15 protein-coding genes are annotated in these 25101 nt (G+C 45.7%); 7 read left to right on the top strand and 8 right to left on the bottom strand.

Translation table 11 applies throughout. The features are described from left to right. Positions 1–2 precede the first annotated feature (2 nt). Entirely contained in the window at positions 3–1208 is a 1206-nt protein-coding gene (gspF, locus tag F891_RS01340; protein WP_005261636.1) for a type II secretion system inner membrane protein GspF, read from the bottom strand. Between the two features lie 150 nt (positions 1209–1358). Between gspF and F891_RS01335 the strand changes: the two genes are divergently transcribed. From F891_RS01335 to F891_RS01310, 6 genes are all read left to right on the top strand, one after another. Continuing rightward, the gene (locus F891_RS01335; RefSeq protein WP_005261634.1) at positions 1359–3581 is read left to right on the top strand and encodes a primosomal protein N'; all 2223 of its coding nucleotides are present in this window, start codon (positions 1359–1361) and stop codon (positions 3579–3581) included. Between the two features lie 75 nt (positions 3582–3656). Next, on the top strand, positions 3657–5510 hold the full coding sequence (locus F891_RS01330; RefSeq protein ID WP_005261632.1) for a cation:proton antiporter domain-containing protein: 1854 nt from the start codon (positions 3657–3659) through the stop codon (positions 5508–5510). A gap of 50 nt (positions 5511–5560) precedes the next feature. Next, positions 5561–6436, top strand: coding sequence for an Hsp33 family molecular chaperone HslO (locus tag F891_RS01325; RefSeq protein WP_004278571.1), 876 nt, complete (start codon positions 5561–5563; stop codon positions 6434–6436). Between the two features lie 321 nt (positions 6437–6757). Continuing rightward, entirely contained in the window at positions 6758–7219 is a 462-nt protein-coding gene (locus F891_RS01320; protein ID WP_004647343.1) for a DUF2147 domain-containing protein, read from the top strand. Between the two features lie 484 nt (positions 7220–7703). Beyond that, positions 7704–8033 (top strand): chaperone modulator CbpM, encoded by a 330-nt coding sequence (locus tag F891_RS01315; protein WP_004278573.1) that lies wholly within the window; start codon positions 7704–7706, stop codon positions 8031–8033. Between the two features lie 89 nt (positions 8034–8122). Continuing rightward, positions 8123–8380 carry an HP1242/YdcH family protein gene (locus F891_RS01310; RefSeq protein WP_005261630.1) on the top strand — a complete coding sequence of 86 codons (258 nt, stop codon included), beginning with the start codon at positions 8123–8125 and terminating at the stop codon, positions 8378–8380. A 114-nt stretch (positions 8381–8494) separates the two neighbouring features. On the opposite strand, the gene F891_RS01305 is transcribed toward F891_RS01310, so the two are convergent. The 7 genes from F891_RS01305 to F891_RS01270 all read right to left on the bottom strand — a co-directional run bounded on the left by F891_RS01305 (position 8495) and on the right by F891_RS01270 (position 24373). Further along, positions 8495–9730, bottom strand: coding sequence for a magnesium transporter CorA family protein (locus F891_RS01305; protein WP_004647341.1), 1236 nt, complete (start codon positions 9728–9730; stop codon positions 8495–8497). Between the two features lie 249 nt (positions 9731–9979). Next, complete coding sequence (gene pnp / locus F891_RS01300) at positions 9980–12067, bottom strand: polyribonucleotide nucleotidyltransferase (RefSeq protein WP_171066330.1); 2088 nt, start codon at positions 12065–12067, stop codon at positions 9980–9982. A gap of 260 nt (positions 12068–12327) precedes the next feature. Beyond that, complete coding sequence (gene rpsO, locus F891_RS01295; RefSeq protein WP_004278577.1) at positions 12328–12597, bottom strand: 30S ribosomal protein S15; 270 nt, start codon at positions 12595–12597, stop codon at positions 12328–12330. Positions 12598–13491: 894 nt separating this feature from the next. Then, on the bottom strand, positions 13492–15273 hold the full coding sequence (recD, locus tag F891_RS01290) for an exodeoxyribonuclease V subunit alpha (protein ID WP_005261626.1): 1782 nt from the start codon (positions 15271–15273) through the stop codon (positions 13492–13494). 75 nt (positions 15274–15348) lie between these two features. Next, a protein-coding gene (locus tag F891_RS17120; RefSeq protein WP_085940413.1) for an IS4-like element ISAba1 family transposase occupies positions 15349–16439 on the bottom strand; the annotation gives its coding sequence in 2 pieces (ribosomal slippage) (positions 15349–15899 and positions 15899–16439; 1092 coding nt in all). A gap of 94 nt (positions 16440–16533) precedes the next feature. Then, positions 16534–20658 (bottom strand): UvrD-helicase domain-containing protein, encoded by a 4125-nt coding sequence (locus F891_RS01275; protein ID WP_005261624.1) that lies wholly within the window; start codon positions 20656–20658, stop codon positions 16534–16536. Between the two features lie 4 nt (positions 20659–20662). Further along, entirely contained in the window at positions 20663–24373 is a 3711-nt protein-coding gene (locus tag F891_RS01270; RefSeq protein WP_005261622.1) for an exodeoxyribonuclease V subunit gamma, read from the bottom strand. Positions 24374–24550: 177 nt separating this feature from the next. On the opposite strand from F891_RS01270, the gene F891_RS01265 reads away from it, so the two are divergent. After that, positions 24551–25051, top strand: coding sequence for a hypothetical protein (locus F891_RS01265; protein WP_004278581.1), 501 nt, complete (start codon positions 24551–24553; stop codon positions 25049–25051). Positions 25052–25101: the final 50 nt, after the last annotated feature.

Raw genomic sequence — 25101 nt, 5'->3', positions numbered from 1 at the left:
GTTTAAATCATATTATTCATATTCACAATTGGCAGCATCACTGCAATCACAATCACCAAAACAATACTGGCCATCAATACCAGCATTAAAGGTTCCAGCAAGGCCAGTAAAGTTGAAATCAGGGTGGTCACTTCGCGATCCTGCATCTGTGAAGCACGTTCCAACATGCGGTCCAGTTCACCAGACGCTTCACCACTTTTGATCATTTGTACCATCATCGGCGGGAAATAACCACTGCGTTCCAGTTGGGTCGCCAGGTTGCCACCTTCAGTGACTTTTTCCGCTGCCAGATTGACAGCATCACGGATCACCCAGTTGTTACTGACTGCAGCACCAATGCGCAGTGCATCGACCAGCGGCACGCCAGACTGGGTCAAAATGGATAAGGTACTGGCAAAACGTGCGGCATTAATCCCGCGTGACAATTTGCCGAATAAAGGTAATTTTAAGGTCAGACGGTCAAAGGCATAATGCCCGGCGGTGGTTCTTAAAAACCGGACCAACAGGAAAATCCCCAAAGCACCACCAATCAATAAAAATGGCCAAGAAATGCGGATAAAATCACTGGCTTTCATCAAGGCCACGGTAATCCACGGTAAGGCGTCTTTACTCTGATCAAAAGTCTTGACGATATCCGGCACCACATAGGTCATCAGCCCCATCACGATCGCAAAGGACATCAGCATCAGGATAATCGGATAGACCATTGCACCCTGAATTTTTTTCTGCATGGCAAACCGGTTTTCGGTATAGTCAGCCAACTGATCCAGAATCAGGTCCAGATGTCCGGAACGCTCACCGGCCGCAATCGTAGCAATATACAGTTCAGGAAAACGTCCGGATTGCTGCAAACCCTGCGCCAGACTATGCCCTTCTAGTACCTTGGAGCGAACCGACATCAGCAGGTTTTGTACATGCACTTTTTCGCTTTGCTTGCCGACGGCACGAATCGCTTCTTCCAGTGGAATCGCAGCAGCGACCAGCACGGATAATTGCCGGGTCATCAGAGCCAGATCATAGGCGGTGATGCTTTTTTCAAACCATTTTCGATGATGATGTTGATCTTTTTTTTCGACAGGATCAACAGAGACCGGAATAAGTGCTTTATCCCGTAATTGTTGCCGGATCTGACGTGCAGAATCCCCCTCCAGCACGCCTTTTTGCTGCTTTCCTGAAGCATCAAGCGCAATAAACTGATATGCAGGCATTGTAATGCTCTAATTTTCCAAAATTTTGCTTAACGCTGTTGCGTCAGACCACCGAAATCATTCATATTCTTTGATATAAATTATCTGCTCACTCTAACATAATCGAACTTTAAGCACGACGAAATTTCTTCAGGATCTCCACCCCAAGATATGCAAAATTCTCACACCGATTCCAGTCTACTTTATCGCGTACGCGTTGCTGTACCTGTACATGTATTTGATTGTTTTGATTACACAATGAGTGCAGAACAATTTGAACAGGCGCAGATTGGCGCACGTGTACTGGTATCGTTTGGTCGGCAGAATCTGGTCGGGGTGATTATCGAAAAACTGCCTGCAGACACTCCTCTCGACCCACGCTTTAAGCTTAAGGCAGTAACCGAACTGCTCGATGAACGCGCCATTATAGATGCCAAAGTTTTAAGTTTGTTGACATGGTCAGCGCAGTATTACCAGTTTCCGATCGGTGAAGTCGTCCACAGTGCCCTGCCGACTCTGTTGCGTCAGGGTAAGCCTTATAACCTGCTGGCCCGTACCTGGAAATTACTGGACCCTGATGCCGAGGCCAAAGTACGCCGTTCGGACAAGCAGCAGGAAGCTTACCGGATTTTAAAACTGCATCCGGTCGGGACCACTGAAAATGTGCTGAACATGGCCGGGATTGAAACCGCGACCTTAAAAGCGCTGGAGAAAAAAGAGATTTGCGCCTGTGTGCTGGAGCCACAAGATTTCAATCCGCAGCCGATGCAGCTGGCACAAATGCCGCTTACTGCCAATCCTGAACAAAAACATGCAGTCGAACAGGTATTAAAATATCGCAATCAATATCAAGCTTTTTTACTGGATGGTCTGACCGGCAGCGGTAAAACTGAAGTGTATTTGCAGATCATGGAACAGGTACTGAAACAGGGCAAACAGGTGCTGGTGCTGGTGCCGGAAATCGGCCTGACGCCGCAAACCATCAGCCGTTTTCAGTCCCGTTTTCATTGCCATATTGCGTTGCTGCATTCCGGGCTGAATGATTCCAAACGGCTACAAGCCTGGCAGTCGGCGGAAACCGGCAAAGCCTCAATCGTACTCGGTACACGTTCTGCCATTTATACCCCGATGCCGAATCTGGGCCTGATCATTCTGGATGAAGAACATGACCTGTCCTTTAAACAGCAGGAAGGCTTCCGCTATCATGCCCGCGATGTCGCCCTGTACCGCGGCCATTTACAGCAATGTCCAGTACTGCTGGGATCAGCGACGCCAAGCATTGACAGTTATGCACTGGTTGAACATGGCAAGATGCAGGTGCTGGAGCTGAATCAACGTGCCGGCACGGCCTTGATGCCCAAAATCCATATTCTGGATTTAAAAGTTGCGCAAAAAAAGCATGGGATTAGCCTTCAACTGATTCAGGACATCAAAAAGCGCCTGGAGAAAAAAGAACAGGTGCTGATTTTTTTAAACCGCCGTGGCTATGCTCCCGTCCTGCTGTGTGGCAGCTGTGGTTGGCAGGCGCAATGTCCGCACTGTGATGCCAACTTCACTGTACACCGTCAGCCTTATCAGCATCTGCATTGCCATCACTGCGGCACTATTCACCGCATGCCAGAACACTGCCCGCAATGTCAGCATCAGGAACTGGTTACGCTGGGCATGGGCACCGGCAAAGTCGAAGAGCATCTGAATGAACTCTTTCCGGATTTTGAGGTGATTCGGGTCGATCGCGATTCCACCAGTCGGGTCGGGAGCTGGCAGAAAATCTATGACAAGATTCAGAAAAGCGAACCGGCGATTCTACTCGGCACCCAGATGCTGGCCAAAGGCCATCATTTTCCTTATGTGACGCTGGTGGCGATTCTGGATATCGACTCCGGTCTGCTGAGTGTGGACTTCCGTGCTACTGAACGGACTGCGCAACTGATCGTGCAAGTGGCTGGCCGTGCCGGACGTGGTGAACATAAAGGCGATGTTTATCTGCAGACCCTCAGACCTGATCATGCCCTGCTGAACACCTTAGTGAATGAAAATTATCGCGTATTTGCCCAGCAGACCTTAAAAGAACGACAGATGGCCAGAATGCCGCCCTACCGTTATGCCATCCTGATTCGCTGTGAATCCAAGGATCATGCACAAAATACCGAATTCTTACAGAAACATGCAGCACTCCTCAGGCAATATCCTGATCTGGCGCTGGACATCTGGGGACCAATTCCTGCGCCAATGGAACGTAAGGCCGGACGCTATCAGTCGCATATGGTGCTATTGGCAGCGGATCGTCCACGTTTGCATTACTATGTGCGTAGCTGGTGGCAAAACATGTTGCATGACAAACCTTCTAGCATGAAGCTCACGCTGGACATCGACCCTCAGGAACTGAGCTAAAAGATATTGCGCCTGAGGATCGGTCTGGAATACAAGACTCCCAGTCTGGATCAAGAATAAATTTAGGGCAGGAAAATGTCGATACTGTTACAAATAACACTGGTTCTGGTCATTGCACTGTTGATAGTGCCACTGAGTAAAAGGCTCAGATTGCCAAGTGTGCTGGGCTATCTGTTAACAGGGATCATCTTAAGTCCAAGCCTTTTGCACCTGATTCAGACACCCGAAGTCATGAGTAGTTTCATGCAAGTCAGCCTGATGGCACTGATGTTCTGGATCGGCCTGCAACTCAGACCACAACGCATTGTGCAGATTAATCCCTCCCTGTGGATGATGGCTGCTTTACAGGTACTAATCAGCACCCTGATTTTCACGCTCATGGCCTGGGTTTTCCTTCAGCAAAGCCTACTCGCCAGCATTGTAATTGGACTCGCCGGCAGTTTGTCCGCCATGACTCTGGTGATTCAACATCTCAATCATCAGGAACAGTTCGCCACCAGCTATGGTCAGCAAGCCTATTCGATCCTGCTGGTTCATTCCCTGTTGGCCATTCTGGTGATTGCAGCTATTCCCCTATTTGCCGGGATTCGCTCGACTGAACATGGGGTGGCCTACTTTGCTGCCCTCATCGCGACGTTGAGCGGTCTGTTCCTGTGTAATCGTTACCTGATGCAGCCGTTGTATCGCTGGATTGCTAAAAGTGGCAGTCACGAACTGCATGCGATTGTAGCGATTGCGGTGACCTTGGCATTATTGGTGCTGATGAATACCCTCGGACTGAATCTATTTCTCGGTGCCTTATTTGCCGGCATTTTATTGGCAGATTCAGATTTCAGGCCTGCGGTAGAAAGTACGATTCGGCCTTTTCAGGGCCTGTTGATGGGCTTGGCATTTATCAGTCTAGGCATGTCACTGCACTTAGCTGATCTGCTAAATTTTCCCTGGATGATTCTGGGCGGCACCCTCACTTTAATCTTGGGCAAGTTTGCAATCAGTCTAGCATTGGCGCGTTATCATCAAAATAGCTGGCGCAATAGTACCTTGCTAGCAGCCAGTCTGGCACAAGGTGGCGAATTTGCCTTACTCGCACTGGTGATTGCGGTATCCGACCAGATTATTACGGCCGATCTACTCTCTCCCTTGCTGTGGATGGTGAGTTTTTCCTTGCTGCTGACGCCAGCATTTTATTGGTTATTGCACAGTCAGATCCTACCGCATCTGGATCGTCACAATCATCTGGCAGCGACCTTCGAAACTGATCTCAATCCTCAAACCAGTACACCGATTCTGCTGATTGGCTTTGGCCGCTTCGGGCAAATTATCGCCCGGATTTTACTGCAGCAGCAACATGCCTTTAGTGTCATGGACAGCAATGTGCCAGCCACTGAACTTCTGGCGCAGTACGATATCCCTTTCTATCAGGCGGATGCAACAGAACCCGAAGCCTTGATACAGACCGGTATTGCCACAGTACAACAGGTGATTGTGGCGATTGACGATATTGAAGACTCAATGCTGATCGTGCGGCATCTGCGGCTGAATTATCCTGAAACCTGTTTATGGGTCCGCGCCCGTGATCGACATCATGTGCATTTATTGCAGGATTTGGGCGTGAAACATATCTGGCGTGAAACTTATCTTTCCGCCTTGGAACTCAGTCAAGCCTTATTAACCCAGCTCAATCCTGACCCGGAAGAAAGCCTGCAACAGATTCAAAACTTCCGTGAACAGGATGAAAAGTTGCTCAATAGTCAATATCATCTGGATCCGGATGAACATCCAAATTATGAAAATCAGCGCAGCAGTTTGGCTGAACTGGAGCATCTGTTTACCCAGGATCAACGCCATAAAGTGCAAAAACAGGCTACACCGCAGCAACAGGATACAAACGGCGCAGGAATTGATACGTTAAGAGATGAACTGTCCTAACTTGTGTTTTACAATAATGACACCATTAAAGCAGGGTTATGGAGAATTTTATGTCTGATTTACGCCAACGCTTTTTTATTGAAGATAGCCCTGTTCGTGGTGAAGTGGTGCATCTTGAAGAAGCTTTACAAACCATTTTAGCGCAACGTGACTATGCGCCTGCAGTTAAAATCCTGCTAGGTGAAATGCTTAGTGCCACTGCACTGCTGGCCAGCACATTGAAGATTAAAGGGCGTATCAGCCTGCAAATTCAGGCATCGGGCACATTTAAATGGGCTATGGCTGAATGTAACCATTTGGGTGAAGTTCGCGCTCTGGCTGACTATGAAGAAGATCCGCACTTTCTGGTCGGTGAAGACAGTAGTACAGTGTTGAAATCACTCACCTCTCCGGTTCTATTCATCAATATCGAACCAGAATTTGGTGAGCGTTATCAGGGGATTGTACCCCTTGATAAAGAAAATCTGGCGGGCTGTCTGATGCAGTATTATGACCTGTCTGCACAGATTCCGACGCGTATTGTACTGGCAAGTGACCATCAGCGTGCAGGTGGTTTACTGATTCAGTTATTACCACGTAATAGTGAAGAAGAACAACGCCGGGTAGATGAAGACCTATGGCCACGTCTGACCATGCTCACAGAGACCCTAAAAACTGAAGAGTTAGTCGGTTTGCAAGCCACTGATATTCTGTACCGTTTATATAATGAAGAAGAAGTGCGTCTGCCAGATACGGAAGTGTTGAAGTTCGGTTGTACCTGCTCTAAAGAGCGTTGTGCAGTCGCTTTACAGCAAATCGGCATAGAGTCGATCCGTGAAACACTGGAATTCCAGAATCCGATCGAGATGGACTGCCAGTTCTGTAATAGCCAATATACCTTTACCGCTGAAGAAGCCTTGGGCCTATTTGGTAAACACCTAAGCTAAGCAGTTCGAATCCTTAAGTTTAAAAGCATTCCCCGGAATGCTTTTTTTATATTTTAAAACCTATATGACTGAGCTCAATAGAGCATATTCTCTTACAGTAGAAAACTCGTCTACTCCCTGAATCAAACTCTCCTGTAAATCCAATCCAAAAATTCCAGTTAAATTATAATATTATTCACATTAACAAAACATAAATATTCATCATTTTAAAAAAATTATGAGAAAGGCTTCACAGTTCATACTCTTGATTTAATTATGCTTTTAAAATAAATTAGAGCAATAATTCTAAAATGAATACATCATCAATTTAACAGGTATGTTATGAGAAAATTATTGAATACTCTAGTAATGGGGATGAGTTTAGCCGCAGTTTCTAGTTTGGCCTTTGCCTATGAAGATCCGTTATTGGGTAAATGGAAAACCATCGATGATCAGTCTGGTTATTCTCGTGCGGATGTGGAAATTCGCAAGAAAGCAGATGGCAGTTATGAAGGGGTAATTGTCGAAACACGCAGCTTGCCTGGCGCAGAAAAAATGGGGATCTGTCATAAATGTCCAGGTCAGCTCAAGAACAAGCCTTTTCTAGGCCTGCCATTTATCTGGGATTTTAAGGCAGATCCGAAAAAGCCGCGTGAATACCATGATGGCAAAGTACTTGATCCGATCAGTGGCAAAGTTTATAAGGGCAAAGCACGCTTAAGTGCTAATGGCAAACGTCTGACCTTGCGTGGTTATGTCGGGGTATCAGTAATTGGTCGCAGTGTTACTTGGGTAAAATATTAATTTCAGAAAGATTTTCAAAGCCCCTATATCAGGGGCTTTTTTCTTTGTCATGATTCGAAACAATAAGGTACAAATAAAAACTGTTTTGGAGCAGGCAAAGTCATAATAATGGATCGAAGACGGTTATTTTTTATCCATTTATGATGATCAATCTTCAGCCTCGTTCAATTTTGCCCTTTGGTCTGCTTTGCAGCCCTGATATGGCGCCCTCTATTCAACACAGGAAAGTGATTGAATACGCTTTGTCGATAACACATAAAATTATAAAAACCATTTCAGCTTTAACCTTCTTTGCCTCGCATGCTGCTGATAAAGATCCGGTCAGACCGACTGATTCATCGACTACCAGCACATCCCGACTCTTCACTCATGATCATTTGAGTCATCACTCTGAGTCTGCATGTCCAAGGATTGGAAAGCGTTCTATTTTAGCACCTTCCCTTTCTCCGGATTTTGCACACTTGGCTGTTTAAGGAGTAGACCCATGACTACGATTCAGTACCAAGAAAGTTTTTCCCACGGTTATACCCCCTCAGAAATTATGGACGATCGTTCATTTGACTTGATCCACTTTGCAGAAGCGTGTGGACAAAGCCCGGAATGGGTCATGCAGTTAATTGAACATGGAATTTTACCCAATCGTTCTACAACCCCGACCAGCACTTTCCTCGGTGAAGATATCTCGCGTGCACAACGCGCCTATCGCCTGCAACGCGATTTTGATGCCTCATTTAGCGCTGTTGCCATGATGCTGGACCTCATTGATGAAGTGCAGGAGTTACGCCGTGAGGTCAAACACTTGCACTTCAAGTAAATCATTTTCATGTTCTTTCGATCTGCATTTTCAAGTGCAGATCAGAACATATTTATATTTAATTTTATGATTAGAGTATAAGAATCCCTATGAAAACCAAAGATTGCAATAAGAAAATCAAATACATGTTTCCCGAATACCGCGACTTGATTGTGCAACTTCGCGAGAAAAATCCCTATTTTGCCAAATTATTCGAGGAACATAATGAGCTGGACAAAGAAATCAGCCAGCTTGAACTTGATCCAGTCAATCATATCAACAATGATATTGAGGCGATCAAGCGTAAAAAACTGAAATTAAAAGATGAAATCTATAAAATACTGACTCGAACAGCTCAAGTTGAGTGATCAGCAGAACAGAGTGTTGATTTCTACAGAGCTAATCTAAAATTGAAGTCCACTGATCTACGTGTGCTTGAAAAATAGGACAACTTTTATAAATATCGATTGATAAAGGTAGCTCTATTTTAATTTGGTCAGCTTTTCAACTTCTTTCATGGTCTCTTTCACTGATTGCTTAATCGGCTCATAGTCCAGGAACCAGAACAGATTCACGTGTTGATTCTTATGCTGTTGTGCCAGTAGATCAATCACACTGCGCTCCCCTCGGCCGACCAGATGTCTGCGATAGAAATAATACACCAGCAATACCGTGCTAATGAACATGATCATTAACATACTCCAGAACCCGACAGGAGATTTCGCCCCCGGAATAAATTCAAAGTTCATCCCGTAAATCCCGGTCAATAAGGTCAGCGGTGCAAAAATAGCGGTAATTATCGCCAAGATGCGCATATTTTCATTGGTCTGATTGGCAATGGCTGAAAAATGCAGGTCGATAGCCGCCTGAATCGAGGCACGCAAACGAACAGTGTGTTTTTGGATGCGCTCTACATGGCTGACCAGGTCATTCATTCGGACCAGCATAATATCCTGCCGTTCCGACTTCTTCTTACCTTTCAGGTGTGGATAATTATCGATAATTTCATCTCGCAGTTCTTGCAAGGTATCAATTTGCTCTTCACAGAGATTTTCCACTTGTTGAAAAGATATGCTTTCTTGCAATAACTGGTTCCATTTAGTAAAGCGGCGATGCCCCTGTAATAACTCCTGTTGCCAGAATTCAACCCGTCGGGTTAAAGGCACACGTAAATCCAAATAACCATCCACCATGCTATTCAGCAAACGTAACGATAAATCCAGCGGGGTCATCGGGAGTTTTCGTGACTTATTTTGTTCCTGAGTGGAACGGATCACATGGGTTTCAATACGGGAAATATAATTTTTTATTGCTTTATTGCCTTGCTCACGTACTGTAATCAGCACTTGAGGAGTCATGATAAAACTAATCGGAGTAGTCGCCAGACCAAATACTTTTTCATGCTGTTCCAGCGCCTGCTCACCGCTCTCGATGTCATCATCCGGGGTAATCAGCTTGCGAAAAATAAGCAACTCATAGTCATCCATGCTATCAAATACACAAGGATGTTCTAAATTAAGAATATCGTTTACATGCAATTCGTTTAGGTATAAATGGGTCTGCTGTTCTATTTCTTTTTGCCAAGTCTCAGCCCGATTAACCACATCTGCCCGGGTATAGTCGATCCAGATAAATTCAGGTTCGGCTTGAGCAATAGGCTCTTTTTGTACAAAAATATGATGTTCGGTCGGATGTTGGTAAAAATAATAAACCTGCATTAAGACAATTCTCTATTCACAATTCTGCTTTTTGTTGTTGCAGGATAGAGCTAGGCCTTCCCCATCTATCCGTCTTAAAATTATGAGCCGAGCCGAAGACTTAAGCAATCCAATCAGTCTTTATTTGCGTAGCAGAATCTTATTGAAGGCATAAAAAAGCCCTGAGCCAGCCAAAGTAAACACTTTGACCAATCTCAGGGCTTTTTTATTGTTATTCACATGAGTTTTCCCATGTGAATAGTTTAAGAATTAAACTTGTTCGATGTCTTTCATCGTCAATTTGATACGACCACGGTTATCAACATCCGCAACCTGTACTTTCACTTCCTGACCTTCTTTCAATACATCTGCCACGTTCGCAATGCGTTCGTTTGAGATTTGAGAGATGTGAAGCAAGCCATCAGTACCTGGAAGAATATTTACGAACGCACCGAATTCAACGATACGAATTACTTTACCCACGTAAATTGTACCTGGCTCGATTTCAGCAGTAAGTGCCTGGATCTTGGCAACTGCAGCTTGCGCAGCCGCTTTAGTTTCACCAAATACGCGAACTGTACCGTTATCTTCGATATCGATCGCTGCTTTAGTTTCTTCAGTGATCGCACGAATGGTCGCGCCGCCTTTACCGATCACATCACGGATTTTATCCGGGTTGATGTTGATCACCTGGAATGTCGGTGCGTGCATCGAAATTTCAGGACGCGCACGTGAAATCACCTGGTTCATCTCATTCAAGATGTGCATACGACCCGCATAAGCCTGGTTCAATGCAGATTCCATGATCTCTTCAGTGATGCCTTCGATCTTGATGTCCATTTGTAGCGCAGTAATACCGTTTGCAGAACCCGCTACTTTAAAGTCCATGTCGCCCAAGTGATCTTCATCACCCAAGATGTCAGAAAGAACTGCGAAACGCTCGCCTTCTTTCACTAGACCCATCGCAATACCTGCAACTGGTGCTTTAAGTGGAACACCGGCATCCATAAGAGAAAGTGATGCACCACATACAGATGCCATTGAAGACGAACCGTTAGATTCAGTGATGTCAGATACGATACGGATCACATACGGGAAGCGGTCAGCCGCAGGAAGTACAGCTTGAACACCACGACGTGCCAGACGACCATGACCAATCTCACGACGCTTAGGACCAGATTCACGACCTGTTTCACCTACAGAGTATGCAGGGAAGTTATAGTGCAACATGAAGTTGTCAGTTTTGGTACCAGCAAGGGTATCAACCATCAAGGCATCACGTGTATTACCCAAAGTCGTTGTGACCAAGGCCTGAGTTTCACCACGTGTGAACAATGCAGAACCGTGAGCACGATCCAATACGCCTACTTGTACGTCGATTGCACGAACAGTTTTGGTATCACGACCATCGATACGTGGCTTACCAGACAGGATGTTGTCACGTACAGTACGGTATTTAAGGTCTTCGAACAGCTCATTTACTTCTTCTGCAATGCCCGTTTCGTCATTTTCAGGAACGAACTGTGCCACTGCTTCTGCATAAAGCGCGTCAAGTGCCGCATAACGGTCTTGTTTCACTGCAATCGTGTAAGCTTCAGAGATTTTCGCTTCGAATGCTTCTTTCAATTTACCAAGAAGTTCTTCGTTTTTAACTGGAGCAACCCAAGTTGACTCAACCGCGCCTGCAGCTGCAGCAAATTCTTTGATCGCCTGGATCGCAATTTGCATTTCGTCATGACCGAACAATACAGCGCCCAGCATTTGGTCTTCTGAAAGCTCTTTCGCTTCAGATTCAACCATCAGTACTGCAGATTCCGTACCTGCAACGACAAGATCAAGATCAGACTCTTTAAGTTGTTCAAGGTTCGGGTTCAGGATGTATTCACCGTTGATTAAACCCACACGTGCGCCACCAATTGGACCACGGAAAGGTGTACCAGCGATAGACAATGCAGCAGATGTACCTAACATTGCAGCAATGTCAGCATCCATCGTTTTGTCAGAAGAAATAACAGTGGCTGTTACTTGAATTTCGTTGAAGTAACCTTCTGGGAACAATGGACGAATTGGACGGTCAATCAGACGTGAAATCAAAGTTTCAGCTTCAGACTGACGGCCTTCACGCTTGCCATAACCACCCGGGATACGACCAGCAGCATATTGCTTTTCTTGATAGTTTACAGTCAATGGGAAGAAGTCTTGACCTGCTTTTGCTTTAGGCTGTGCCACAACAGCAACAAGTACTTGTACGCCGCCCATGGTGATCACAACAGTGTTTGCCTGACGGGCAACACGACCTGTTTCCAAGATAACGTTGTGCTGACCGAATTGGAATTCTTTACGAATAATATTAAACATTGACATGTTTTATTTTTTCCTAGTTCTTGTGAACAATTATTCTAGTGGAGACCCCTAAGGTTTGGCATTCATGACCATATGGACGAGTAAATGACAAAGCTTAGAAGCCGACCTCACCAGATTAAATACTATTTTTAAACACAAAGAAGGAGCGAAACATTCGCCCCTTCCACTGGCTCAGCGCAAAGCTAAGCCGACTTTAGTTTTCAGTAATACAGCACAAAGCATGCAATACACCCGAAAATAAAGTTTAAATCGAATTAACGACGTAAACCTAAAGCACCGATCAATGCTACATAACGACCGTGGTCTTTACCGTTAAGGTAGTCAAGTAGTTTACGACGTTGGTTAACCATACGGATTAGACCGCGACGGCTATGGTGGTCGTGTTTGTGCTCTTTGAAGTGACCTTGTAAGTCATTGATTTGAGCAGTTAAAAGAGCTACTTGAACTTCTGGTGAACCAGTGTCGTTTTCAGCGCGAGCGAATTTAGCCATGATCTCTGCGCGATCTGCGTTAGTTAAAGCCATTCGATTTCTCCGAGATGCTTGTATATTTTGATAAAAATCAAAGTGATGAGAATTCAAAACCTTGACTGCCGTGCATCACTACAGCAAGTTGCATATTTTAAGGGAAAACGCATCAAATTGCAAAAATAGATCCAGATTTTTGCATGGTTTTGGTTGCTCATTGATACAGCTCAGATCCGATGACTCTTGTTCCTTAAAGATTCAGGTTTTGCATTATTTTAATGAAATAAATCCAGAATAAATTAAATATAGAAACTCCTTTGAAAAGCCCGCAAACCCTTTAGCTCGCTTGAATCTTCAGCTACTCCCCATAGAAAATGGATAAAAAAAAGCCCGAGTAAACTCGGGCTTTTTGGCGCTGTAGTTCTTTCTCTTATCATTATTATTTATTTTATTATTATGGCGTTTTACGCTTATTATTATTTTCAAACATCCTGTTGAAAAATCATCTTCCTTGTGTGGTAGATTTTGCCATATTCCCACCAGACAACTAGAGGTATTTGCCTCATTTTGCTGTAAGCCATTTCGTACATCACCAAGTGAAAATTTGCATAATGTTACACAGCTCCTGTTTTATTTAACGCTATTTACTTAAGTTTACTGGCTAGAGCTGAAAATTTTTGCTAAGAAATTAGGGTAAAAATCCAGCAAGCTTCCTATAAAAAAATCAGGATATAAAAAAGCCTTGTAGTCTCTCCCAAAACTACAAGGCTTAGCGGCTGTAAGTTTCCTCTTTCACTTACTTCACTGTAAGTTCGCTGTCTACCGACATTATTATTATCATTATGCGATTATGCTCAACTTTCCGTGTTGAGTTATTTTGTAGAACCAATCTTCTCAAAAACCGAGCAAAAGCTCTATGCGTCAATTTCCTGAATCCTTGTAAGCTTTTACCTACAAGATTTGATTATTTTTGCCAATTAAATTACTAGATTGTTCAATGATTTTTTGGCTCAAACCACTTTTCCGGGTAGTTTTAACACAAAGTGCTTGTGTAAAAGCATCATAATCTACCAATAAACTGACCACTTTTTTGGCTCGAGTAATTGCAGTATAAATCAACTCTTTGCTCAATAAATTTTTTGCATATTGATCCAGCACCACTGCCGTATGGGAAAATTCTGAACCTTGAGATTTATGAATGGTCAGCGCAAAAGCGGTTTCAATACTTTTAGGTAAACGGGTGGCTAATACCCATTTTTCCAGACTCGGGAAATACACTTCAAACTGACGTTGACCAGATTGCTCACGTAAAAAACAGATACCAATATCACCATTGGACAGGCCCAACTGATAGTCGTTATAGCTCATCATGACGGGTCGTCCGACATACCAGTCGCCCTGTTTCAACTGACCTTGGGCTGCTAAAAAACGTTGTTCAATCTGTAGATTGATCTTGAGCAGCCCCAGATCACCAGAACGGATTGCCGTTAAAATACGGTAATCATCAAAAGTTTTGACCACCTGTTGCACATAGTGTTCAAAATCAGCTGAGTTTCGTTCTGTTTTTATGGCCTGTACATAAGCCTGATAACCATACATCAGCTGGTCATAATACTGATTCAAATTATGCGCGGTCTGTTCGGCACCAGCGAGCAGGTATTGTAACTGCAACTGGTCGATCTTCACCTGATCCAAATCGATCGCCTGTAACTCACTGGCTGCCACGATTTGCTGCTCAAATTTTTGCAAGACGTGAGAAGGCTCATGATTCTGCTGGATAAACTCCGCTATTGCGCCAATCTTGGCCCCTGGCGCAAAACGTCGCGTGGTGATTAAATTGACTCGGTTATCTTCCAGAGTCACTACTTGCTGTAAATCTGCCAGTACCGTTCCGACATCCACAGAAGCCAGCTGGTCTGCATCACCGAGTAAAATCAGCCGTGCATGAGACGGTACGGCGGCCAGCAACATCTGTGACAGATTCAAATCCAGCATCGAGGCTTCATCGACCACAATCACATCATAGGGCAAAGGCTGTTTGGCATGAAAGCGTGGCTGTCCGCGAGTACCCAAACCTAGTAAGCGATGCAGGGTCACCGGTTGCAACTGTTTTAATGCTTCTAGCTCAAACTGTTGTAACGCTTCACTGTGCAAGGCTTTTTGCAGTGCTTCTTTCATTCGCTGTGCAGCCTTTCCCGTAGGCGCTGCCATAGCGATCCGTATATGCGGCAAGGCTTCATATAGCACCGCAATCATATGTGCCAGCGTATAGGTTTTACCAGTCCCCGGACCGCCGGTAATAATGCTTAAGGCTTGCTGCGCCACCATATGCAGGGCTTTTTGCTGCTGTGGATCTGACAATAGGCTGCGATCACGTTCAGATAAATGAATGGCGGCAACCGGCTGGGTTTTAATTCGTGCAATATGTGCGGCTACCTCCTGCTCTAGCTGCCAGTAGCGGTACAAATATAAATGCTGATCTGCAAAAATAAACGGCGCAATTCCTGTACTTTGCTGACGGCGGTCTAGAACCAGATTGTGTAATAAGACAACCTGCCGAGGATCAACTTCGATACAGCTATCCCCCGCCTGCATCGCTTCAAGCAATTGCTCGATCAAGATTTTTGCTGCCGGATCAAATGTAGCCGTACTAAACGGCGGCTGACACAGATAGTCAATCCAAGCCATTAAATTGGAGTCTTGCTGTGACACGTGATTCTGCTCATTTTCCACACAGTTATCCTCAAAGTTATCCACAGGATAATTTTCTGTTTAATCTCTATATATTTTCTCTGTACACGACAAATTTCACAGAACCCTTATCCTATCAGGGTTCTGCCTTCTTAAAATTGCCAAAATTTCCTTAAACTCTTCTTTTTTCCCAAAACCAATTAAACGCTGAATCGCCATTTGAACATAGTCTAAACCATAGCGAAATAAACTCATTGAGAGTCGTCCATGCTTCTTTATTTTTATCGCTTTTTTTTGATCATGTTGCCATTCACCCGTTAAGTAACACCAACAGAAGCTTATAGCTAACACCGCAATCAATTTTTTCACTCGTCTAGGGTCTGTCAAGCGCGTATTTTCAAGATTAAACCCGCGTCCTTTGAGACAACTGAATAAGGTTTCAATTTCCCAGCGTAATGCATAATCCTGAATAGCATTGGCATTAAACTGAGGAGAAACGACGAGTAAAAGCTCTCCATTTTCTAACTGTAGTGCACTTATATATAGTTTCACCCGACCAACCAAAATCCGTCGTTTACGACATTCAATTTGACCAACTTTAAGATGGCGAAATAAATCACTAATTTTATGATTCTTTCCTAAATGATTGGTGACAATGAAGTTTTTTTAACACGAATGCAGAAGTTGATGTCTTGTTCAATTAACCATGTAAACCACTGCTCACCGATAAACTCTCTGTCTGCGAACACATTCACAATACGGTCTTTACCAAAAATGGCTATAAAGCGTTGAATCAAAGCAATACGCTCTTTCGTATCTGAATTTCCACGTTTATTAAGCAATGTCCAAAGGATAGGTATCGCTATTCCACGATAAACGATTGCGAGCATCAGGATATTAATATTTCGTTTTCCCCATTTCCAATTGGTTCTATCTAAAGTCAGTTGCACTTGGTCGAATGAAAACATATTGAAAATCAACTGAGAAATTTGACGATAATCAAAATACTGACCTGCAAAGAAGCGCTGCATACGTCGATAAAATGATTGTGGTAAGCACTTGATGGGCAAGGCTTTAGATGCAGAAGAAAGATTACATGTTTGCTTTAAAATAATCACAAGCATGATGAGCGCAAAGCACTTTAAATGTGACTTGTTCCATTTTAGATATTTGTTTAAGATAAGATATAACTCATTGAGATGTGTCATAGTATTCGTCGTTAGAAAACAATTATTATGACATTATTTCAATGAGTTATCTATTTTTGTCGTGTACAGAGATATATTTTATAAAACTGCAAAGTCAAGCTGATTTTTTCTGCTCAAAATAGCCCAATATTCGATCCAGTTTTTCTATAAATTCGATATCGGGTTGCCAATGATAAGCTCCTTGCTGCGCCTGTCCATTCACCCCGCGCAAATACAGATAGGTCGCGCCGCCCAAGTGCTGCTGAATCGAATAACCCTCCATATTGGCACTCAGATAACGATGCAGCGCCACCAGATACAAAGCGGCCTGCAACCAGTAACTGGACTGGCTCATATTCTGCTGAATCGCCTCAGCACTATAGTGCTGCTGATCAGGTCCGAGGAAGTTACTTTTATAATCGGCAATATGGTAGCGCTGGCCATCGAAATACACCAGATCGATGGAACCGGTCAGATAACGTGCCGACTTAGCTTCATTAAAATCGCTCATGACAATGTCATGTTCGAGAAAAAGCTGATGGATTTGCCGAATCTGCAAAGGGGCATCGATCAAGGAAAGATAAAAAGGAAATTCTGACAGATACTGTTTAGCCTCCAGCTGTGCCAAGGCAAAATCTGCCTGAATCGGAGTGGCCAGAATGTCATGTACCCAGTCATGCACCAGGTTCAGCAAAATATCTTCTGTGATCTCGTCCAGCAAGCCATCAAATGCAGTCTGGAAAATATTGTCCACATTCAGTGATTCAGTACTTGCAGGGCGTGTGAGCTGGGCCACTTCCTGTTCAAAAAACTGGATAAAGGAGTCATCCTCCAGCCCATCGAAATACACTCGAAACTGATCTAAAAATTCCAGCAGACCCGAACGATCGAGCTGTTGTGCCGAGTGAAACAGCTGCTGCCATTGCTGGCGATAAGCTTTGCTTTGGTCATGCAGGCGAATTCCGGTCAATAACTTATAGTTCAGGCTGGACAATACGCGCTGCATACTATGACGCAATTCCTCGGCTTTGAAATCTGCCTGAGCTGTGGCCTGAAACAGGGTTCGCAGATTCACCACAGCGGCCTGATAATGCAGGGAAAAAGCCTGTTCTAGTACACTACGTATATGAAAAGCCTGTTCAAATTTTTCTTTCAGTTCCTGCCAGATTTGCGGTGCGGTATTTTTAAAACGGCGCCGGATTTCCAGATTCCAGTAACTGCTGTCCTGAAAATCAATATGTTCAAAAATGCTGTGCAAGAATGTTCCGGCTACGGTGCCTTTAGGAAAATTCAGCCTAATCCAGTCTAGGGGCACAGCTGCTGGCTGTTCTTCCAGACCGGTAAAATGAATTTCATCGGCAGCACTGTCGGGCTGTTCATAAGCCGTGACCAGATCGTCCTGCAAGATATGTCCATGTAGCTGATGCTGTGACAAAGCCGTAAAACTGGTTTTGGTTCGCGGATAAAACTGCCGCTCTGGCAAAGGTTGCGCCCGCATGTCGACCTGATGATGGTTCGACTGCTCGACCAGGCGCGGTGGCTCCTGAGACAGAGGCGGCTCGACCAGACTTAAAGCATGTTGAAACAGTTGATCTCCCTGACCACGCCAGAAGGCCAGCCCCGAATCGGACTGTGCGTTTTGATCCTGCAGCATGGCATATACTCGGTGACTGGCACGGGTCAGCGCCACATACCAGAGCCGGTGGTTTTCGGCAGCATTACGCGCTGCATTTTGCAGAATCGCCTGCTCATGCAAATTCTTGTGATTGACTGCAATCACCCGGGATTGTTCCAGGATGTTGTCCTGTTCAGGCGCAGACAGGGAAAAATTCAGATTGCCTTTATTCACATCAAAAGCAGCATCTGCTCCCAATAAAAACACCACTTTAAATTCCAGCCCTTTGGAGGCATGAATGGTCATCAGCTGCACCCCATGATCCCCAGACAGCTTGCGTTCTTTTTCGCTGTCCTTGCCTGAAGGTGACTGAAGCTGGCGCAAATACCAGTGATAGAGTTTTTGCGCCCCCTGATAATATTCACTCTGCTGGCTCAGCATCTCGGTCAGATGGCGCAGATTGACCACCACCCGCTCATTGTCCAGACTTTGACTGGCCACCAGATTGGTCCAGACCTGAAACAGGTTCAGTGCATAATTCCAGGCGGTCAAAAAGCCTTTCTCAAACCACATTTCCCGAATTATATCCAGATCCGCAATATAGCGACTGAGGCCTTCACTCTGGCTTTGCAAATCAATCAGTTTTTTCAGATTGAAGCCCAGCAGACGGGTTAGTAAAGCCCGCTTGACCTTGGCCTCATTGAAAGGATCCATAATCGCCGTCAATACGGCCGCGACATCCTGAGCGATGGGACTGGCAAACACGCTCTGTTTGGATTCTTTATAGGAGGGAATGCCCATACGCTGCAGACGCTGCTTCACCTGTTCCAGAGCAAAATGCCCAAATCCCAACACCGCAATATCATCTGCACTCAGGTTTTGCTGATGCTCCTGCTGCTGAAAGTACAATTGTTGCTGGGCGGACTGATTCAGCAATGCACGGATTTTCCAGGCCACCTGATCGGCTTCTACATCGGCTTCACCTAGCTGAATCCATCGTAGCGGCTGTGGATTGCAGGCACCACTGTCGATTAAATCCGGATGTGGCCGGCTACCGGCCTGAATCAAGGTGTACTGCACCTGTTCGCCAAAATCCATTTGCCGCTGGAACAGCGCATCAACCACTTCTACGAGTGGTTTGACTGACCGATGGTTCTGCATCAGGGTATATTCGCGGCCCTGTTTATGCAGCACATCGGCATGTGCCTTGTTATAGGTGAGCATATCGCCGCCACGGAAACCGTAAATTGCCTGTTTCGGATCACCGACCATAATCATGCAGCCGGACTGCACCCGGTTGGCATCACGCCAGATCTTGGCCAGCAGATCATCCTGATCCTGATTGGTGTCCTGAAATTCATCGACCAGAATCAGCGGATAACGTGCCTGTACAAACTGGGCAAAACGCTGTCCCTGCTGGCCTTGCAATGCTTCCGCCAATGTACGGATTTGCTGGGAAAAAGTGGTTTCACCCTGCTGTTGCAAGGTTTGTGGCAAACGGGTCTGCACACTTTGAATAATATGAAATTCCAGATAGGTCGTAAGCTGTTGCAGCTGCTCATCCAGATACTGTTTGACCTCACACAGCGCATCAATTGCCACGATCAGACTATGTTGCAAAATCAGCTGCTGCTCTGCATCCGGACAGCTTTTGTTAAAGACCTGAGTGGTCGGCTGGAAATCGGTTTTCTTGCGGCGCAAATGGCACAGATTCAGTAAAATCGGCTGCAATTCAGCATCAAAGAAACTCATTGTTCCTTGAGTTTTCAGGGCTGCGCTCCAGGTCATAAAGTTTTCACAAATTTCGGTTAACTTGGTCAAAAAACTCTTGTGAAAATACTTCGGACTTTCCTGACAATAACGCCGCATGACGGCAAGATCATGCTCCTGAATATTCACTAATTGACTGATGCAGGCTTCCAATTTGTTCAGGTCACATTCAGCCGGTTCGATCTTCCGAAAATGCTGCTTGCTGAAATTCAGGGCATCACGCACCAGCCCGGTATAATGCTCCACCGGTTTCAGCAGATTCTGGACATACAGATGATTGACCATATATTGCGGCTGCTGCTGGATCCAGTCACGCAGCACATCATGAATCAGCTGCTGGATATACAGATCTTGATCTTCGGTCAGTTCTGCACGTTCAATCTTGCCACTTTCAAAGGCAAATTCACGTAACAGTTTCTGGCTAAAGCTGTCCAGGGTGCCGACAAACAGTTCATCCAGCTGGTTCAACACCAGACGTAAACGGCGACGGGCATAATCCAGTCGTGAACCATAATCTTTCAGTACCTGCTGAAATAAAGGATCGGTTTCATTCTGGATTTTTGCTGTAATTTCAACTGAATTGAGCTGCTGATGACGCTGGATATAAGCCAGCGTTTCCTCGACCCGAAGCCGTACCCGGTTTTTCAGTTCAGCCGTGGCCTTACGGGTAAATGTCGTCGCAATCACCTGATGCGGATAATACTGGTCCAGAAAAATCCGCACCATCAGACTGGATAGCGTATAGGTCTTGCCGGTGCCTGCCGAGGCTTCAATCCAGTGTAGGCCCCGAAACTTCATGTCCTGAATCGGATTGGTAGAAATGGCTGTTTGCGTCTGCTGCTTTAAGAAAGTCATACGGCTATTTCACCCATTCCAGATGTTGATGAATTGGTGCATACAGGCCATGGGCAAAATCATGACAGCAGTTTTGCAAGGCCAGATCCGGATCCTGATCTTGCAAAATAAATTGCCAATCCTGATGCAAGACACTAGATTCATTCGAAGTCAATGGCTTAGCTGTTTTAGGACTATAACTGTTGTTCCAGGCTTCCAACAATTCCTGCATTTCCACAATGGTCATTTTACCCTGTTCATTCTCGGCCCACTGCCACTCTTTTTTCATCAGTAATTCTGCCGGCAAGACCAGCGGCTGCTGTTGACCAATTTCCCACGCCTTTAACCAGAGCTGCAAATACTCATGTGCCTTGCTCGAACTCAAGCCAGAAAACTTCAGGGTTTTATTACTGAAAATGACAATGCGCTCCAGTTCTGGTGAGCGTGCATCGTCATTCAAGTAAGCCAGCCATAGCAGATACTCCAGCCAGATCTGGGCACGGCGTTTTTCCGAGGCCGAAGAGGATTGCATACTCAGCCAGTAGCTGCTGTGTGGAACCTGAGGCACGTTTATATGAATGATCAGTTCAGGACTGAACTGCAGGGATTGTTGGGTGACTGGCGTCAGTTCTTTGCCCAACTGTAGCAAACGTTCTTGCAATAACTGCTGTTCCTGCTGGCTGCCCAGCCAGGTGGCTTGCTGGGTTTTGCCCACCGGCAAACGGTCTAGCATCAGGTTTGGCTCAATCTCCTGCTCTTGTTGTAACAGGAAATCCCGCACCTGATACTGTTCCAGCTTGTTCAATAATAAGGGTTCCCGGGAACTCGGCAAATCGGCATAGCGAATCGTGGAAACCCCGACACTTTTCAGGAATAGACGTGCCGGGAAAATCATATCGCGGATCCATTCATCACCTTTGAGTACCCGGATTTCTTTTTGTTCTAGTGCCGGATAATGTGCATTAATCCAGCTGCTGCGTTTGCCTTCGGCGCTGCGGATATATTCTGCCACTGCAAACCACTGATCCTGATAACGTGGTGTCTGCATATCTGCGAATCCGGCTGGATCAAAAGGCTGCAAGGGATGTACATGATAAAGCTGCTGGATATGTTGAGCGACCGATAGACCATGAATATCCACCATCGGATCGACTTCGACATCCGGCTGTTCAGACTGGCAGATCAGCGCGATATGTTGAACCAGTTCCTGCAAGGCAGTGGATGGATCGCGAGCCTCACCATCCTCCAGATCAAAGCCATTATAGAACAGCCATAGATTTTCCTGTGCCAGCAGCAAGGCATCCAGAAAGGCGCCCTGCTCGTCATCCAGACGGGAACGGTCACCGAGTTGCGGCTTCAGGCTGCGCATCAGGTCAAACGGAACCTGTTGATTACGGCTCGGAAATTTACCGCTATCCAGATTCAGCATCACCACCAGTTTATAAGGCAATGGCCGGATCTGACCAATCTGGCTAAAAGTAATCTGTCCGGTCGGTTCGGCCTGATCCAGCTGCATCTCCAGGGTATTCTGAATTTCTTCCAGCACATAAGGCAGAGGCAGACTGAGTGCCACCAGTTCCTGACTGGCATGCGGATCATCCTGGTCATGATAATCGGCCAAGGTCAGCATCCGCATTTGCTTGTCGATAATCTCGGCAACAGTTTTGAGTGATTCTACCCCGGCATCACGGAACTCGTTCAGGTCGGTGCGCAGATATTCCAGCCAAGTTTTGACTGGCGTGCGTTGTCCGGTTTCATGTAAAGTCAGCCAGTCACGGCGCTGTACCAGATCCTGATAAATCCGGATCAGGGTCGATATCAACGGAAAATCACTGGTCAGAACCTTGGCATAACTCAAGGTATCCTGAAATAGGGTATGTTCAGGAATCGCCAGACCCAACGCCAGACGGTCCAGCGCGAATTTAAAGCTAAACCGGTAATCCTCATCGCCTGCGCTGAGGCTTTGCTGTAAATGCTGCTGGTCCAGTCCACGCTTAAAGCCAGCATCTGTCAGCAACTGCAACATCCGCTCTACCTGACTATAGTCCAGACCATAATACTGTTGGGTCGCATTCAGGCTAAGCCAGTCGGCAAAGTCCTCAATACTGAAACGGCGCCGTACCCACTGAATCCGGCCCAGTACCGCGCGCCAGGCGTTGCTGACATCCAGACGCGACACCCCGGCAATCTGGATCGGTAAATACAGGTTATCTTTCTGCAGGCGTTTGCTGCCAGTCTCATGCTCACGTGGTGGCGGCGCAAAGACACTGCGAATTGCCGGTTCCAGTTCTTTCAAACTTGGCGTCAACACCAGAATATCACTCGGCTGACGCGGCGCGTCATGAGTATCTTGAGCCAGCCAGTGAATCAGCTGTTCTTTGAGGACTTCTAGCTGACGTAATGAAGAATGACAGACATGAATCTGTACCGAATCATCATCAGGGCTTAAAGCATATTGATGCTGTTCAGGCTCGAGTAAATACAGGATATCCGACTGGATTTTGGCCAGCAGCCTGTCCTGATATTCATCGACAAAGACATCAGCCCAGAGACCCTCTTCCCCCGAAGACAGTTTAGAGAGTAGAGAAAAATGATCCCGTGCCTGCTTGCCGAATCGGGTCAGAAGCGGATGCCGCGATTCCCGGTCTTCGGCATTAAAGTTCAGCTGCTTGATCCTGAAGTCTTTTATTTCCGCATCATTCGGTTTACGTTGACGGGTTTTTTCAAAACGCTGAATAAAGCGCTCTTCCCGCTGCAAATCAAATCTGGCTTTCCAGTCAGGATCGACACTGTCCGCCCAGTATTCCTGCGAAGGGTTGAAGTGAAAAATATAGATATCAATGTATTGCCCCAAACGGCGTAAAAAATCCAGCTGGCTGGGTGGCAGTTCCAGCAGGCTAAATACCACAATCTGGGCCGGCAGTCGTTTTAGAGCCTGAGCGCGGGTTTCTGCATTCTCCAGCCGCTCCCAATACAGGCGTTCAATCTCCAGGATTTTGGCATAATCATCCTGAAATACATGCTGCCACAACCAGCGTTGCCAAGCTTCCAGTTCACGCGCCTGAATCTTGACAAAATCCGCCACCTGCATCTCATGACCATTTTCATCTTTGGGGCTATAGATCATTTGCTCGATATCGAGCGCAATATCCTGCCCCCAGGACTCTAACCAGTTACTCGGACAACCACAGTTGTTTGGAGGACAGTTACGCGCGCAATAACCGCGATAATCCATATAATGGCTAAACAAACGCGACACCTGCTCGGCTACCCAGTACAGCATGCTCTGTTTTTTCAGCTGCTTCTCTGTACCCTGCTCCAGCCGGTCAGCACTGTCATAAATCCGCTTCACAATAGAATACAGCGGATGATCGACGTCTAAAGGAATCTGTTCAGGCAGAATGCATTTTCGTAGCGCCTGAAACACGCGCCATTTGATGATAATACGCGGAATATTGGCTTCACGGACCTGCTCCACTTCTTTGGGAGCATTCAATACCCACTGATAAGAGGTCCATTGAAAGGCGCGAATCCGGTGATGAAACTGGGTATTGGCGCTAATGCCTTTTTTCTCGGCAATTTTCTGGGTCAGCCAAGTTTCTACAGCCGGAGATGGCACAATAAAATGCCGGGTTTGTAACACCTCAAATGGATTCCGGGCAGTTTGGTTGACAATACGCAGCATACTATCCAAAAGCACATCAATACGTTGACTCTGAATAACATGGATGGCCATTGGTTCCCCTGAACTGCTGAATGTGGTTTTTACTACAAAACGATAAAGATTATTTACTATACATCCCGAGCGCTCTATGACACTTTAAAACCACACTTCAGTCGAAAAATTTCTTTGAAAAAAGCATCTTAAAGATGCTTGAATAGAAAAAAACAACATAGAGCTTAGGTAGTGCCCATGAAATTAGATAAAATTCCTGAACGTCTCGATCCGAGCCTAGATTTAGAACAAATCCGCGCCGAGTGCCTGGAACTCACCAAAAAACGCGCCTATTATTCTGCCGGTGCTGCGGTTATTCCAGTGCCGTTTATGGACGTGGTCATTGATATCGGTATCTTGTCGCAATTGATTCCCGAGATCAATGCCCGCTTCGGCCTGGCGCCTGACCAGATCAGTGTCTATGATCCAAAAACCCGTCAGGTGCACTGGAATGAGTTGCGTAAACGCGGCGTAGAATTTTCTGGTCTGGTGGTCGCACGTACGGCAGTTAAAAAATCTTTGAACAATGTTGCAGCGAAAGTGATCACAAAGCAAGTCACAAAATTCATTCCGCTGGGCGGCCAACTGGTGGCGGCAAGTCTGGGCTATTTTGTCATGAAAAAGATTGCTGAAGCACATGTAGAGGAATGCTACCGTGCAGCTAAAAATATCCAGCAAAAACAGGTGGCGCAAGGTTAAAATCCGGGTGAGCTGAATTTTTGCAGCCCTCTAGACACTCTTACTTCAGG

The sequence above is a fragment of the Acinetobacter sp. CIP 101966 genome, assembly GCF_000369725.1.
Classification (GTDB): Bacteria; Pseudomonadota; Gammaproteobacteria; order Pseudomonadales; family Moraxellaceae; genus Acinetobacter; species Acinetobacter lwoffii_Q.
The sequence above is the reverse complement of the archived record's forward strand: the minus strand, read 5'-3'. Positions and strand labels throughout refer to the sequence as shown.